Source organism: Streptomyces sp. NPDC030809 (genome assembly GCF_055572195.1).
The window spans coordinates 29,534-43,479 of record NZ_JBVIDV010000031.1; the positions used below are offsets into that span (position 1 = coordinate 29,534).

General features: G+C 73.3%; 17 protein-coding genes. 9 read left to right on the plus strand and 8 right to left on the minus strand.

The genetic code is table 11. The annotated features are described in order from the left end of the window. Window positions 1-171: 171 nt before the first annotated feature. Window positions 172-522 (plus strand): WhiB family transcriptional regulator, encoded by a 351-nt coding sequence (locus ACZ407_RS31040; RefSeq protein WP_468134222.1) that lies wholly within the window; start codon window positions 172-174, stop codon window positions 520-522. An 11-nt stretch (window positions 523-533) separates the two neighbouring features. Here the strand turns inward: ACZ407_RS31040 and bagB are convergent, their stop codons facing one another. After that, complete coding sequence (gene bagB / locus ACZ407_RS31045) at window positions 534-1,787, minus strand: ATPase BagB (protein ID WP_468134224.1); 1,254 nt, start codon at window positions 1,785-1,787, stop codon at window positions 534-536. Window positions 1,788-1,807: 20 nt separating this feature from the next. Beyond that, window positions 1,808-2,788, minus strand: coding sequence for an ATPase BagA (bagA, locus tag ACZ407_RS31050; protein WP_468134136.1), 981 nt, complete (start codon window positions 2,786-2,788; stop codon window positions 1,808-1,810). 78 nt (window positions 2,789-2,866) lie between these two features. On the opposite strand from bagA, the gene ACZ407_RS31055 reads away from it, so the two are divergent. The 5 genes from ACZ407_RS31055 to ACZ407_RS31075 all read left to right on the plus strand — a co-directional run bounded on the left by ACZ407_RS31055 (window position 2,867) and on the right by ACZ407_RS31075 (window position 5,858). Continuing rightward, entirely contained in the window at window positions 2,867-3,025 is a 159-nt protein-coding gene (locus ACZ407_RS31055; protein WP_468134138.1) for a DUF4177 domain-containing protein, read from the plus strand. Continuing rightward, on the plus strand, window positions 3,022-3,486 hold the full coding sequence (locus tag ACZ407_RS31060; RefSeq protein WP_468134140.1) for a RidA family protein: 465 nt from the start codon (window positions 3,022-3,024) through the stop codon (window positions 3,484-3,486). Before ACZ407_RS31055 ends, ACZ407_RS31060 begins: the two co-directional genes overlap by 4 nt. Before the next feature lie 235 nt (window positions 3,487-3,721). Continuing rightward, the gene (locus ACZ407_RS31065; RefSeq protein ID WP_468134142.1) at window positions 3,722-4,645 is read left to right on the plus strand and encodes an NUDIX hydrolase; all 924 of its coding nucleotides are present in this window, start codon (window positions 3,722-3,724) and stop codon (window positions 4,643-4,645) included. Beyond that, on the plus strand, window positions 4,642-5,490 hold the full coding sequence (locus ACZ407_RS31070; protein WP_468134144.1) for an MBL fold metallo-hydrolase: 849 nt from the start codon (window positions 4,642-4,644) through the stop codon (window positions 5,488-5,490). The genes ACZ407_RS31065 and ACZ407_RS31070 overlap by 4 nt, the downstream gene beginning before the upstream one ends. Window positions 5,491-5,564: 74 nt before the next feature. Then, a complete protein-coding gene (locus tag ACZ407_RS31075) occupies window positions 5,565-5,858 on the plus strand; it encodes a hypothetical protein (protein WP_468134145.1) in 294 nt (97 codons plus the stop codon). On the opposite strand, the gene ACZ407_RS31080 is transcribed toward ACZ407_RS31075, so the two are convergent. After that, window positions 5,792-6,559 (minus strand): nucleotidyltransferase, encoded by a 768-nt coding sequence (locus tag ACZ407_RS31080; protein WP_468134147.1) that lies wholly within the window; start codon window positions 6,557-6,559, stop codon window positions 5,792-5,794. The genes ACZ407_RS31075 and ACZ407_RS31080 overlap by 67 nt on opposite strands. A gap of 129 nt (window positions 6,560-6,688) precedes the next feature. Then, window positions 6,689-7,363, minus strand: a complete 675-nt coding sequence (locus tag ACZ407_RS31085; RefSeq protein WP_468134149.1) for a Crp/Fnr family transcriptional regulator — start codon at window positions 7,361-7,363, stop codon at window positions 6,689-6,691. A 364-nt stretch (window positions 7,364-7,727) separates the two neighbouring features. Between ACZ407_RS31085 and nth the strand changes: the two genes are divergently transcribed. The 3 genes from nth to ACZ407_RS31100 all read left to right on the plus strand — a co-directional run bounded on the left by nth (window position 7,728) and on the right by ACZ407_RS31100 (window position 10,560). After that, entirely contained in the window at window positions 7,728-8,522 is a 795-nt protein-coding gene (gene nth / locus ACZ407_RS31090) for an endonuclease III (protein ID WP_468134151.1), read from the plus strand. 114 nt (window positions 8,523-8,636) lie between these two features. After that, complete coding sequence (locus ACZ407_RS31095) at window positions 8,637-9,347, plus strand: NUDIX hydrolase (protein ID WP_468134226.1); 711 nt, start codon at window positions 8,637-8,639, stop codon at window positions 9,345-9,347. 13 nt (window positions 9,348-9,360) lie between these two features. Further along, window positions 9,361-10,560, plus strand: coding sequence for a MarP family serine protease (locus ACZ407_RS31100; RefSeq protein WP_468134153.1), 1,200 nt, complete (start codon window positions 9,361-9,363; stop codon window positions 10,558-10,560). A gap of 98 nt (window positions 10,561-10,658) precedes the next feature. On the opposite strand, the gene ACZ407_RS31105 is transcribed toward ACZ407_RS31100, so the two are convergent. The 4 genes from ACZ407_RS31105 to nhaA form a co-directional block, all read right to left on the minus strand. Further along, window positions 10,659-10,838: a hypothetical protein gene (locus tag ACZ407_RS31105; RefSeq protein ID WP_468134155.1), complete on the minus strand. Its 180-nt coding sequence runs from the start codon at window positions 10,836-10,838 to the stop codon at window positions 10,659-10,661. 170 nt (window positions 10,839-11,008) lie between these two features. After that, window positions 11,009-11,968 (minus strand): alpha/beta fold hydrolase, encoded by a 960-nt coding sequence (locus ACZ407_RS31110; RefSeq protein WP_468134157.1) that lies wholly within the window; start codon window positions 11,966-11,968, stop codon window positions 11,009-11,011. Then, window positions 11,965-12,423 carry a phage holin family protein gene (locus ACZ407_RS31115; RefSeq protein WP_468134159.1) on the minus strand — a complete coding sequence of 153 codons (459 nt, stop codon included), beginning with the start codon at window positions 12,421-12,423 and terminating at the stop codon, window positions 11,965-11,967. The genes ACZ407_RS31110 and ACZ407_RS31115 overlap by 4 nt, the downstream gene beginning before the upstream one ends. A gap of 52 nt (window positions 12,424-12,475) precedes the next feature. After that, window positions 12,476-13,888: a Na+/H+ antiporter NhaA gene (gene nhaA / locus ACZ407_RS31120; RefSeq protein WP_468134161.1), complete on the minus strand. Its 1,413-nt coding sequence runs from the start codon at window positions 13,886-13,888 to the stop codon at window positions 12,476-12,478. Window positions 13,889-13,946 lie beyond the last annotated feature (58 nt).

Genomic DNA, 13,946 nt, shown 5'->3' on the forward strand with positions numbered 1-13,946 from the left:
TCACTCCGTCGGGTGATCTGCCGCTTACGCATAGTCCGTTCGGACCATTCAAGATTGGGCCCGTCGGGGGTGTTGCGCTGTCCTCGCCTTCCGTAACGTCCTCAACTGGCAGCGGTGAATATGCCGCTGCCGCCGTGGGGGAGCCTCGATTCGGGAGAGGACGGCGCCGAGATGGGCTGGGTTACCGACTGGAGTGCGCAGGCAGCCTGCCGCACTACCGATCCGGATGAACTGTTCGTTCAAGGTGCAGCGCAAAACAGGGCCAAGGCGGTGTGCACCGGTTGCCCGGTGCGGACCGAATGCCTGGCGGACGCACTCGACAACCGCGTCGAGTTCGGCGTCTGGGGTGGTATGACCGAGCGGGAGAGGCGCGCACTCCTACGCCGCCGTCCCACGGTCACCTCCTGGCGCAGGCTGCTCGAAACCGCGCGCACGGAGTACGAGCGCAGCACGGGCATCCTGACCGTTGACGTCGACACCGACGCAGAGATCGCGTACGAGACGTACGCAGCCGCCGGGTAGGCCGGCGGAACCTACACTCCGGCCGGACCGCCGGCCGCGAGTCGATCACCGATGGCCCGCAGCCCGGCGAGGTCGTGCACATCGCCGGGCAGGGCGGCCACCTCGGCCACCGCCACTTCGGGGTGCAGCGAGGTGAACCGGTCGCGCGTGTGCTGTTCGCGTGCGATCACCTGCATCCGTTCGGCATGGAGGCGGAGCAGTCCGGCCGTGATCTCGTCCACTGCGGCGGGGGAGCCGTCCCGGGGAGTGGTGCCGGGGTCCACTCCAGCCTTCCCGGGCTCCTGATCCACAATGCCGCCCTCGTCAAGATTCTCTGCGGCGGCCAGTGCCCGCTCCGCCGAGAGCTGCACCGCCCCGCTGCCGTGCACGCGGTTGAGCACGAGTCCGGCCAGAGGCATGTCCTCCTCGGCCAGCCGCTCGACGAAGTACGCCGCCTCGCGCAGCGCGTCCGGCTCGGGCGCCGCGACCACGAGGAAGGCCGTGCCCGGAGCCTGGAGCAGCCGGTACGTGGCGTCCGCGCGGGTCCGGAAGCCGCCGAACATCGTGTCCATCGCAGCCACGAACGTCTGCACGTCCTTGAGGAGTTGGCCGCCCATCAGCTTGCTGAGCGTGCCCGTCATCATCGACATGCCGACGTTCAGGAACTTCATCCCCGCCCGGCCGCCGACCTTCGCCGGCGCCATCAGCACCCGGATGAACTTCCCGTCGAGGAAGGACCCCAGGCGCTTCGGCGCGTCCAGGAAGTCCAGCGCCGACCGGCTCGGCGGGGTGTCCACGATGATCAGGTCCCAGTCGTCCCGCGCGCGGAGCTGGCCCAGCTTCTCCATGGCCATGTACTCCTGCGTGCCGGCGAAGCCCGCCGACAGCGACTGGTAGAAGGGGTTCTCCAGGATCGCCCGGGAGCGCTCGGGGTCCGCGTGCGCCTCGACGATCTCGTCGAAGGTCCGCTTCATGTCGAGCATCATGGCGTGCAGCTCGCCCCCGGCACCGCCGTCACCGCTGGTGCCGCCGTCCGCCGCACCCACCCCGGCCACCCGCCGCGGGGTGTTGTCCAGCGAGTCGATGCCCATCGACTGCGCCAGCCGCCGGGCCGGGTCGATGGTCAGGACCACCACCCGCCGGCCCCGCTCGGCCGCGCGCACCCCCAGCGCCGCCGCCGTGGTCGTCTTCCCGACCCCGCCCGCGCCGCAGCACACCACGATCCGCGTGGTCCGGTCGTCCAGCAGCCGGTCCACGTCCAGCCGCGCCGGGGCGTCCGCCCCCATCGCCGCCGTCATCGCCCCGCTCACTCGGCGCTCACCTGCTTCCGCAGCTCCGTGGCCAGCTCGTACAGCCCCGCCAGATCCATCCCCCGGCCGAGCAGCGGCAGTTCGTACGTGGGCACCCCGAGCCCGTCCAGCACGGCGCGCTGCGCCCGCTCCAGCCCGACCCGCTCCGCGTGCTCGGCGGCCTGCTCCAGCAGCGGGTCCACCAGCCGCTCCGCGAGACCGCCGCGGCGCGCCCCGCCCAGCCCCGCCCGGGACAGGGCCCGGGCCACCTCGGCCCGCTGCTCGCCCGCGGCCGCCCGTACGGCCGCCTCGTCGAGGTGGTGCGGGCGGACCATGTTGACGATCACCTGCCCCAACGGGAGCCCCGCCTCCGCCAGTTCGGCCCGGCCGTCGGCGGTCTCCTGGACCGGCATCTCCTCCAGCAGGGTCACCAGGTGCACCGCCGTCTCCGGGGACTTGAGCACCTTCATGACGGCCTGCGCCTGGTTGTGGATCGGCCCGAACCGGGCCAGCCCGGCCACCTCGTCGTTCACGTTCAGGAAGCGGGTCACCCGGCCCGTCGGCGGGGCGTCCATGACCACGTGGTCGTAGACGTACCGGCCCGACTTGTCCTTGCGCCGCACCGCCTCGCAGGCCTTGCCCGTCAGCAGCACGTCCCGCAGCCCCGGCGCGATCGTCGTGGCGAAGTCGATGGCGCCGAGCTTCTTCAGCGCCCGCCCGGCGGACCCCAGCTTGTAGAACATCTGGAGGTAGTCGAGGAGGGCCCGCTCGGCGTCGATCGCCAGGGCGTACACCTCGCCGCCGCCGGGGGCCACGGCGATCTTCCGCTCCTCGTACGGCAGTGGCTCCGTGCCGAAGAGCCCCGCGATGCCCTGCCTGCCCTCGACCTCCACGAGGAGGGTCCGCCGGCCCTCGGTCGCGAGGGCGAGCGCGAGTGCCGCGGCGACCGTGGTCTTACCGGTACCGCCCTTGCCGCTGACCACCTGGAGCCTGCTCACGCACCGAGCCTAACCACTCGCCCTGCCCGGCGTGCACGAGGTCTCGCGGACCGGACCGCAGGGGCTACGCTCGCCTGCATGAAGAAGTTCGAATACGTGACGGTTCCGCTGCTCGTGCACGCGACCAAGCAGATCCTCGACAGCTGGGGCGACCAGGGCTACGAGCTCGTCGCGGTCGTGCCCGGTCCGAACGGCCCGGAGCAGCTCGTCGCCTACATGAAGCGGGAGAAGGCATGAGCGCCGCCGAGGCGAAGCTGGCCGAGCTCGGCCTGACCCTCCCCGAGGTCGTCCCGCCGCTCGCGACCTACCAGCCGGCGGTCCGCTCCGGCGCGTACGTCTACACCGCGGGCCAGCTCCCGATGGTGCAGGGCAAGCTGCCGCTCACCGGCAAGGTCGGCGCCGAGGTCTCCGCCGAGGAGGCCAACAAGCTGGCCGCCACCTGCGCGCTGAACGCCCTGGCCGCCGTGAAGTCGGTCATCGGCGACCTCGACAAGATCGTGCGCGTCGTGAAGGTGGTCGGCTTCGTGGCCTCCGCCCCCGACTTCACCGGCCAGCCCGGCGTGATCAACGGTGCGAGCGAGCTGCTCGGCCAGGTCCTCGGCGAGAAGGGCGTGCACGCCCGCAGCGCCGTCGGCGTCTCGGTGCTGCCGCTCGACGCGCCCGTCGAGGTCGAGTTCCAGATCGAGGTGGCCGACTGAGGCAGCCGCCTCGGACGGGACCGCCCGGGCGCCCCGCCCGGCCGCACCACCGCCACGGCGCCGGACCGCAGAGGTCCGGCGCCGTCGTGCATCCCGGACCCGGACCCGGACTCGGCTCCGGACCCTGACCCGGCCCCGGGACCCGGAACCCGGAGCGGCCCTCCGCAGGCCGAAGTGGGCGTGACCCGTCCGGGACCCCCTCGAACATCGGGGCGGATGGCCGTAGCATCCGGCCATGCCGAATGGTCAGAACGGACACGCACAGGGGACGGCCGCAGCGGGCGGCGACACCGCCGGAGGCCAGTGGTACCCGCCGGAGTGGCCCGACCGGATCCGCGCCCTCGCCGCCGGAACCCTCACCCCCGTCGCCCCGAAGCGCGCCGCCACGGTCATGCTGCTGCGCGACACCCCCGACGGACCCGCGGTCCACATGCTGCGCCGCCGGGCCTCCATGGCCTTCGCCGGAGGGGCGTACGCCTACCCCGGCGGCGGGGTCGATCCGCGCGACGACGACCACCTCGTGGGCTGGGCCGGGCCCGGCCTGGACCGGTGGGCGGAGCGGCTCGGCACCGACAGCGCGGGCGCCCAGGCCCTGGTCTGCGCGGCCGTCCGCGAGATGTTCGAGGAGGCGGGCGTGCTGCTCGCCGGGCCCACCGCCGACACCGTGGTCGGCGACACCACCGGCGAGGACTGGGAGGCCGACCGGCAGGCGCTCGTGTCCCGGGACCTGTCCTTCGCGGACTTCCTGGACCGGCGCGGTCTGGTGCTCCGCTCCGACCTGCTGGGCGCCTGGGCCCGCTGGATCACCCCCGAGTTCGAGCCGCGCCGCTACGACACCTGGTTCTTCGTCGCCGCCCTGCCCGAGGGCCAGCGCACCCGGAACGTCTCCACCGAGGCCGACCGGACCGTGTGGACCCGGCCCGCGGACGCCGCCGCCGGCTACGACAAGGGCGAGCTGCTGATGATGCCGCCGACCATCGCCACCCTGCGCTCCCTGGAGCCGTACGGCACCGCCGCCGAGGCCCTGGCGGCCGCGGCCGGGCAGGACCTGGCCCCGGTGCTGGCCCAGGCCTCGCTGGAGAACGGCGAGCTGGTGCTGAGCTGGCCGGGCCACAACGAGTTCACCAAGCGGGTACGGCCGGGCGGAGGTGCGGCATGACGGACGCCGCCGCCCTCCCCGGACAGCCGCGCGGGGTCGTGGCCTCGGGCCCGGCGACCGCCCGCGCGGTCAACGTGCTCGCCCCCAACCCCTCGGCCATGACCCTCGACGGCACCAACACCTGGATCGTCTCCGAGCCCGACTCCGAGCTGGCCGTCGTGATCGACCCCGGCCCGCTGGACGACGTACACCTGCGCGAGGTCGTCGCCACGGCCGAGAGGGCCGGCAAGCGGATCGCGCTCACCCTCCTCACGCACGGCCACTCCGACCACGCGGCGGGCGCCGGCCGGTTCGCCGAGCTGACCGGCACGAAGGTACGGGCCCTCGACCCGGCCCTGCGGCTCGGGGACGAGGGACTGGGCGCGGGGGACGTGGTCCGCGTGGGCGGCCTGGAGCTGCGCGTGGTGCCCACCCCCGGCCACACCGCCGACTCCCTCTGCTTCCACCTGCCCGCCGACCGCGCGGTGCTCACCGGGGACACGATCCTCGGGCGCGGCACGACGGTCGTGGCGCACCCGGACGGCCGGCTCGGGGACTACCTCGACTCGCTGCGGCGGCTGCGCTCGCTGACCGTCGACGACGGCGTGCACACGGTGCTGCCGGGGCACGGGCCGGTGCTGGACGACGCCCAGGGCGCGGTCGAGTTCTACCTGGCCCACCGGGCGCACCGGCTGGCCCAGGTGGAGACGGCGGTGGAGAACGGGTTCACCACCCCGGAGGCGGTCGTCGCCCACGTGTACGCGGACGTGGACCGCTCCCTGTGGCCGGCCGCGGAATGGTCCGTACGGGCCCAGCTGGAGTACCTGCGCGAGCACGGGCTGATCCCGGACGACCGGCCCTTCTGAGCTGCGGATCCTTCCGGCGGCGGCGGCCGTGTCGGCTGCTTTCGGACCGGCCCCGGCCGGTTAGCCTGCCCGCCATGTGGATCTTCATACTGCTCGCCGTGACCGGCGCGGCGGCCTCCGTGACCGGCACCCTCGTCCTGCGGCTCAAGGCCCTCGAACGCACGGTGGACCGGCTCGACCGCCGGGTCGGCCTGCTCCTCGACCACCTCGGGGCCGCCGACCCGGGAGGCCTCGCCGCCGAGGACCTGGACCGGGTCCGCGCCCTGGCCGCGGAGGGCCGCAGGATCGAGGCGATCAAGGTCTACCGGGGTCTGACCGGAGCGCCCCTGCGCGAGGCCGTGGCGGCCGTGGAGGCGCTGGTGCCGTAGCGGTCCTGCGCGGCGGCCGCCAGCCAGGGGCCGAGTTCCCCGGTGAAGCCGGCGAGGGCCGCCGGGTCACCGGCCGGGTCCAGGGCCACGGCGGCCGCGGCCCGTACCTCCGCGGCCCGCTCGGGACGCAGGCGCGCGAACACCTCGGCCGCCTCGGCGAGGTCGTCCGTCCACGCCCCCCACTCGGGCACGACCAGCGTGAACGCCGCCCGCACCAGGCGGCGCGCGACCGCCCGGCTCAGCTCCGGGGAGGGCGGCAGCTCCCGCCAGCGGGGCAGGGCGGCGCCCAGCCCCGCGTCCGCGCGGTACCGGGGCAGGTGCTCGGCCAGGTCCTCGCCCAGCAGGGGGACGCACTGGCAGGCGGTGAACCAGCCCAGACCGTCCCGCTCCTCCTCGGCGAGCACGGTCTCCTTGCCGCGCAGCAGCACCGCGACCCCGGCCGGGGCGCCCGCGCCGAGGGCGTCGGCCAGCGCCTGCGCGGTCGCGTGGTCCTGCGGGCCCGGTTCGGCCCGCAGGGCGAGCAGCAGCCCGAGGGGCCCGGGGCGGCCGAGCGGGACCGGCCCGTACAGGTAGGCGCTGTGCAGCCGGCTGCCGAAGGCCTCCGCCACCCGGGCCCGGGCGGCGGCCACCACGGGCCGGTCCGCGGCCGCGATCCGCCCCAGGCTTCCCTCGCGCTCCACGAACCCCGGCGTGTGCTCCATGCCCCCACTGTGCGCCCGTACGCCCCCCGAGCGGCGGCTGCCCACGCCGGGGAACGGCGAAGGGGCCCCACCCGGCGGGTGGGGCCCCTTCACGGGGTCACGGTCGGCTGAGCCGAACGGGTGAGGCGGTCAGCGGGACCGCTTCGCCAGCCGCTCGACGTCGAGCAGGATCACGGCGCGCGCCTCCAGGCGCAGCCAGCCGCGGCCCGCGAAGTCGGCGAGTGCCTTGTTGACCGTCTCGCGGGAGGCGCCGACCAGCTGGGCCAGCTCTTCCTGGGTCAGGTCGTGCACCACGTGGATGCCTTCCTCGGACTGGACGCCGAAGCGGCGCGACAGGTCGAGGAGGGCGCGGGCGACGCGGCCCGGCACGTCGGAGAAGACCAGGTCGGACATCTGGTCGTTGGTCTTGCGCAGGCGGCGGGCGACGGCGCGCAGCAGGGCCGTGGCCACCTCGGGGCGTGCGTTCAGCCAGGGCTGGAGGTCGCTGTGGCCCAGGCCGAGCAGCTTGACCTCGGTCAGCGCGGTGGCCGTGGCGGTGCGCGGGCCCGGGTCGAACAGCGACAGCTCGCCGATCAGCTCACCGGGGCCCAGGACGGCGAGCATGTTCTCGCGGCCGTCGGGGGAGGTGCGGTGCAGCTTCACCTTGCCGTCGGTGACGACGTACAGCCGGTCACCGGGGTCGCCCTCGTGGAACAGGGCGTCGCCGCGTGCGAGGGTCACCTCGCCCATGGAGGCGCGGAGCTCCGCGGCCTGCTCGTCATCGAGCGCCGCGAACAGCGGGGCGCGCCGCAGAACGTCGTCCACGAGTGTCTCTCCTATGTCGACCGGCTCAGGGGACCATGCCCCATTTTGCAGGACGCTTCAAACAGTGCGATCAATCACAAGGATGCCGGACGGAAGGGCGTGCTGTGCTGCCCGGGGCCCATCGGGGTGGTGTTACCTCTGGTCCGGGCGCCATGTCGGCGACTGCGCTTAGGCTGGCCGAGTGTCCAATAAGCCGGTGAGAGCACAGGCCAACGGGCTCGCGGGCGTGGCCGCGGCCCCCCATTCTGCTGTGGGCGAACAAGGGGTGGGGTCGGCCCCCGCGCGCCCCGCGAAGAAGGCTCCGGCGGCCCGGAAGGGCTCCGCCGGGACGGAGGGCAAAGTTTCGGCCAAGAGTGCTGCCGGGGTGTCCGGAAAGCGCGCGGCGGCGAAGCCCGAGTCGCACCTCGCGATGGTGCGCAGGGCCCGCCGGATCAACCGCGAGCTCGCCGAGGTCTACCCGTACGCCCACCCGGAGCTGGACTTCCGCAACCCCTTCGAGCTGCTGGTCGCGACCGTCCTGTCCGCCCAGACCACCGACCTGCGGGTGAACCAGACCACCCCGGCCCTGTTCGCCGCCTACCCCACCCCCGAGGACATGGCCGCGGCCGCCCCGGAGGAGCTGGAGGAGATCATCCGGCCGACCGGGTTCTTCCGGGCCAAGGCGAGGTCCCTCCTCGGCCTCTCCGCGGCCCTGCGGGACCGCTTCGGCGGGGAGGTGCCCGGCCGGCTGGAGGACCTGGTCACCCTGCCCGGCGTCGGCCGCAAGACGGCGAACGTGGTGCTCGGCAACGCGTTCGGGGTCCCGGGGATCACCGTGGACACCCACTTCGGCCGGCTGGTGCGGCGCTGGAAGTGGACCGAGCAGGAGGACCCGGAGAAGGTCGAGGCGGAGATCTGCGCGATCTTCCCCAAGAGCGAGTGGACCATGCTCTCGCACCGCGTGGTCTTCCACGGCCGCCGCATCTGCCACGCCCGCAAGCCCGCCTGCGGGGCCTGCCCCATCGCCCCGCTCTGCCCGGCGTACGGGGAGGGGGAGACCGACCCGGACAAGGCCGCCAAGCTGCTGAAGTACGAGAAGGGCGGCCGGCCGGGCCAGCGGCTGAACCCGCCGGCCGACTACCCGGGGCTGCCCGCACCCCCGCTCGGCGAGGCGGGCTGAGAGCGCGGGGGCCGGCGGCGGCCCGGCCCGCACGTCGTCAGGAACGAATCCGGCCCCGGGCCGCGTTGTGCCGGTGATGGGGGAGAACAGACAGGGGTGCCTATGACCCGGGCGATGCGGGACGAGACCACGGGGGCCGCGGACACGGCTCCCGGCGACGGCGTCGCCGTCACCACCCGGGGGCTGCCCGCATGGCTGCACCCGGTCGCCGAGGCGGCGCGCACCGTCCGCCCCCGCCAGCTGAGCCGGTTCCTCCCGCCCGAGGACGGTGCCGGCCGCCAGTCCGCCGTCCTGATCCTCTTCGGCGAGGGCGAGCGGGGCCCCGAGCTGCTCCTGATGGAGCGTGCCGGCACCCTGCGCTCCCACGCCGGCCAGCCCTCCTTCCCGGGCGGCGCCCTCGACCCCGAGGACGGCGACCCGGCGACCACCGGCCCGCTGCGCGCCGCCCTGCGCGAGGCCGAGGAGGAGACCGGGCTGGACCCGGCCGGGGTGCAGCTCTTCGGAGTGCTGCCGCGGCTCTACATCCCGGTCAGCGAGTTCGTCGTCACCCCGGTGCTCGGCTGGTGGCGCGAGCCCAGCCCGGTGCAGGCCGTGGACCCGGCCGAGACGGCCCGCGTGTTCACGGTTCCCGTGGCGGATCTCACGAACCCCGAGCACCGCGCCTCCGCGGTGCACCCGAGCGGCCACCAAGGTCCCGCATTTCTGGTCGAATCGGCTCTGGTCTGGGGCTTTACCGCCGGAGTGATCGACAAGATCCTGCATTACGCCGGCTGGGAGCAGCCCTGGGACCGCTCCCGGCAGGTCACGATCGACTGGCGCGCATGAGACGGTGGCCCACGTGAACGTGCTGGACATCCTGTTGCTGGTCGCCGCCGTGTGGTTCGCGATCGTCGGCTACCGCCAGGGCTTCGTCGTCGGCATCCTGTCGGTGATCGGCTTCCTGGGCGGTGGCCTCATTGCCGTGTCCCTGCTCCCCCTGATCTGGGATCAGCTGACCGACCGTGCCGAGGTGTCCACCACGGCCGTGGTGGTCGCGGTGGTCGTCGTGATCGTCTGCGCCTCGATCGGCCAGGCCTTCACCACCCACCTGGGGAACAAGCTGCGCCGGCACATCACCTGGTCGCCGGCCCGCGCCCTGGACGCCACCGGCGGCGCGCTGGTCAACGTGGTCGCCATGCTGCTGGTGGCCTGGCTGATCGGTTCTGCACTGGCAGGGACCTCGCTGCCGACCCTGGGCAAGGAGGTCCGCAACTCCAAGGTGCTGCTGGGGGTCTCGCGGGTCCTGCCCGACCAGGCCGACACGTGGTTCACCGACTTCAGCTCCGTCCTGGCGCAGAACGGCTTCCCGCAGGTCTTCAGCCCGTTCTCGAACGAGCCGATCACCGAGGTCCGGGCACCCGACCCGGCCCTCGCCGCCAGCCCGGTCGCCCAGCAGGCCAGGCGTTCGATCGTGAAGGTGGTCGGCACCGCCCCCAGCTGCAGCAAGGTGCTCGAAGGCACCGGCTTCGTCTTCGCCCCGGGCAAGGTCATGACGAACGCGCACGTGGTCGGCGGGGTGCAGGAGCCCACCGTCCAGATAGGCGGCGAGGGCAGGCTCTACGACGCCACCGTGGTGCTCTACGACTGGGAGCGCGACATCGCCGTCCTGGACGTGCCCAAGCTGGACGCGCCGGCACTCCACTTCACCGAGACCGACGCGCGCAGCAGCAACGACGCGATCGTCGCCGGCTTCCCGGAGAACGGCGGCTACGACGTGCGCGCAGCCCGCGTCCGCGGCCGGATCAACGCCAACGGCCCGGACATCTACCACCGCGGCACGGTCCGCAGGGACGTCTACTCCCTGTACGCGACGGTCCGCCAGGGCAACAGCGGCGGCCCGCTGCTGACCCCCGACGGCAAGGTGTACGGGGTCGTGTTCGCCAAGTCCCTCGACGACCCGAACACCGGCTACGCGCTGACCGTGGACGAGGTCCGCGACGACATCCGGATCGGCAAGGAGGCCCAGACCCGGGTCAACACGCAGGGCTGCGCGCTGTAGCCGCAGCTCTCACGGGTACGCCGGCCGGCTCCGCCACTGGGCGGGGGCCGGCCGTCGTCGTACGAGGGCACGGGCGCAGGTGCGGGTCCGGGACGCGGTCAGGGGCGCGGGTGCCGGAGCCGGGCCGAGACCCAGCGGGCCCGGCGGCGCAGGATGCGCGGGATTCCGAGGCGGTGGTCCTCGCCGTCATGCGAGCGTCCCGACCTCTCGAAGCTGCCCGGCGAAGGCGCCGAGCGGCGGTTGCGTGCGGAGTCACCGTAGTCGTGCGTCCAGCCCATACTTCGACCTCTGCCCGTGGCCCAAGGTCGGTAACCGCCCGGGGGAGGGCCAATTGGCCTATGCGCCAGGCATTTGAATGTTCGTAGGACGAGCGTTCCCTTGGTGTTCACGGGAGGTCACGGACCGTCAGCGGAAGCAGTCCGGGCCGGAACCCGACGGAGGGTCAGGGTCAGCGGTCCGGCTCGGGGTCCTTGAGCCAGTTCACGAGCTCCGCGGAGAAGAGCGCCGGGTCCTCCTCGTGCGGGAAGTGCCCGAGCCCGTCGAACAGCCGCCACCGGTACGGCGCTTCCACGTACGCGCCGGAGCCCGCCGCGCTGCGCGTGCGCATCACCGGATCCAGCGACCCGTGCAGGTGCAGGGTGGGGACGCGCACGGGCCGCTTCATGCGCCGGTTGAACTGGAGCCCGTCCGGCCGCGCCAGCGAACGCACCATCCAGCGGTAGGGCTCGATCGAGCAGTGCGCGGTGGACGGGATGCACATCGCCCGCCGGTACACGTCCACGTCCGCCTCCTCCGGCAGCCGCGGGCCCGACCACTCCCGGATCAGCTCGCCCACCAGCGCGCCCTCGTCGGCGACCAGCTGCCGCTCGGGGATCCAGGGCCGCTGGAAGCCCCAGATGTGCGCACCGGCGCGGCTCTGGGCGAAGTCCGACAGCATCGCCGAACGCCAGCGGCGCGGGTGCGGCATGGAGGAGACCACCAGCCGGCGCACCAGCTTGGGCCGCATCACGGCCGCGGTCCAGGCCAGGTAGCCGCCCAGGTCGTGCCCGACGAGCGCGGCGTCCGGCTCGCCGAGGGAGCGTACGACCCCGGTGATGTCGAGGGCGAGATTGGCCGGGTCGTAGCCCCGCGGGGTGCGGTCGCTGCCGCCCACCCCGCGCAGGTCCATGGCCACCGCCCGGTATCCGGCATCGGCCAGGGCGGTCATCTGGTGCCGCCAGGTCCACCAGAACTGGGGGAAGCCGTGCAGCAGCAGCACCAGCGGACCGTCCCCGGCCTCCGCCACGTGGAAGCGCGCGCCGTTGGCCGCGACATCCCGGTGCGTCACCGGCCGCCCGCCGGGGAGGTCGAGCCGCACCGCCGTGGCGGCAGTGGGCGGAGTGCCGGGTTCCGGAGTGGACGCTGTCATGCAGACGAGCGTGCCACACCCAGGGCCTTGTCACTGACCGGCCGCGGGTGCGGCTTGACGGTCCCGACGAGCGCAGCGGTCTGCTTGACCGACGCGATGGACTTCTCCGGCGGCTTGACCTTCTTGAACTTCGACACCGCGAGCATCGCCAGCAGCCCCGCGAGCAGCAGGAACGCCGCGCCCACGATGAGGAAGGACCAGGCCAGCCCGAGCCCCAGGTTGTGGATGCCGTACGCGGCCGCGAAGCTCAGCACCGGCAGGGAGAAGAGGGCCAGTACGCCGGCGATGCCGATCGCCGCGCCGCCGATGCCCGCCCGCTTGACGTCCTGGCGCAGCTCGGCCTTGGCGAGCGCGATCTCGTCGTGCACCAGGGCGGACATCTCGGCGGTGGCCGAGGCGACCAGCTGGCCGAGCGTCCGCTCGGTCTCTGGGGCCCCTTGGTCCGCTGCGCTCATCGGTCTCTCCCTCTGTTCGACTGTCCGTCAACGAATCCGGTCTGCTGTCAGATCATGCCGGACCTTCGCCGCCGGTGCGGGACCCGGCTGCGAGTTCCGCACGCCTGCGGTGGTCCGCGGCCTTCTCCTCGTGGATGCGGGCCATCCGCAGGTGGTACTCGGGGTTGTCCTGCTCGTACACGTCCGGGATGCCGTCGAGGTCCTCGTCCCGCTCCTCGTCCTCGGTGAGCTTCCGGTACCGGCTGTTGCGGATCTTGAGCATGGTTCCGGCGACGACCGCCGAGATCAGGGAGCCGAAGAGGACGGCGGCCTTGACCTCGTCGGTGAGCACCGGATCGCCGTCGAAGGCGAGTTCGCCGATCAGCAGGGAGACCGTGAAGCCGATGCCGGCCAGGGAGGCCACCGCCAGCACGTCCGGCCAGGCGAGGTCCTCGTTGAGCTCGGCCCGGGTGAAGCGGGCCGCGAGCCAGGTGCCCCCGAAGATGCCGGCGGTCTTGCCGAGGACCAGGCCGAGGACCACGCCGAGGGTCTCGGGCCGGGTGAAGACCTGTCCGATGGACTCGTCGGAGAGCGAGACCCCTGCGGAGAACAGCGCGAAGAGGGGCACCGCGAGCCCGGCCGAGAGCGGCCGGACCAGGTGCTCGATGTGCTCGCCGGGGGAGTGCTCCTCCCCGTCCTGGCGGGTGCAGCGGAGCATCAGGCCCATGGCCACGCCCGCGATGGTGGCGTGGACCCCGCTGTTGTACATCAGGCCCCAGATCACGAGCGCCAGCGGGACGTACACGTACCAGCCGCGCACCCGCCTGCGCAGCAGGTACCAGAAGAGCACCAGGCCCACCACCGCGCCGCCCAGGGCCGCGAAGTCGATCTCGCTGGTGAAGAAGACCGCGATGATCAGGATGGCGAAGAGGTCGTCGACCACGGCCAGGGTCAGCAGGAAGGCGCGCAGGGCCGAGGGCAGCGAGGTGCCGATGACCGCGAGGACGGCGAGGGCGAAGGCGATGTCGGTGGCGGTCGGGACCGCCCAGCCGCCGAGCGAGCCGCCGCCGGTGACGTTGACGAGGGTGTAGACGAGGGCGGGGACGGCCATGCCGCAGATCGCCGCGATGACCGGCAGGACCGCCGCCTTGGGGTCGCGCAGGTCCCCGGCGACCAGTTCGCGTTTGAGCTCGATGCCGGCGACGAAGAAGAAGACGGCGAGCAGGCCGTCGGCCGCCCAGTGCTGGAGCGAGAGGTCGAGCCCGAGGGAGCCGGGGCCGAGGTGGAAGCTGCGGACGCTGTCGTAGCTGTCCGTCAGTGCGGGGATGTTCGCCCACAGGAGGGCGGCGATGGCGGCCGCGAGGAGCAGGACCCCGCCGACGGTCTCGGCGCGCAGGGCGTTGGCCACGAACCGCCGCTCGGGCAGGGACAGCCTGCCGAGGAACTTGCGGTTCTGCTGCTGGTCGGTGCGGCTGGGCGCGGCCACGTGGAGGCACCTCCGGGGGGAGTTGGACGGCATGGCATGGCAGAAGCAGTTGCCGACC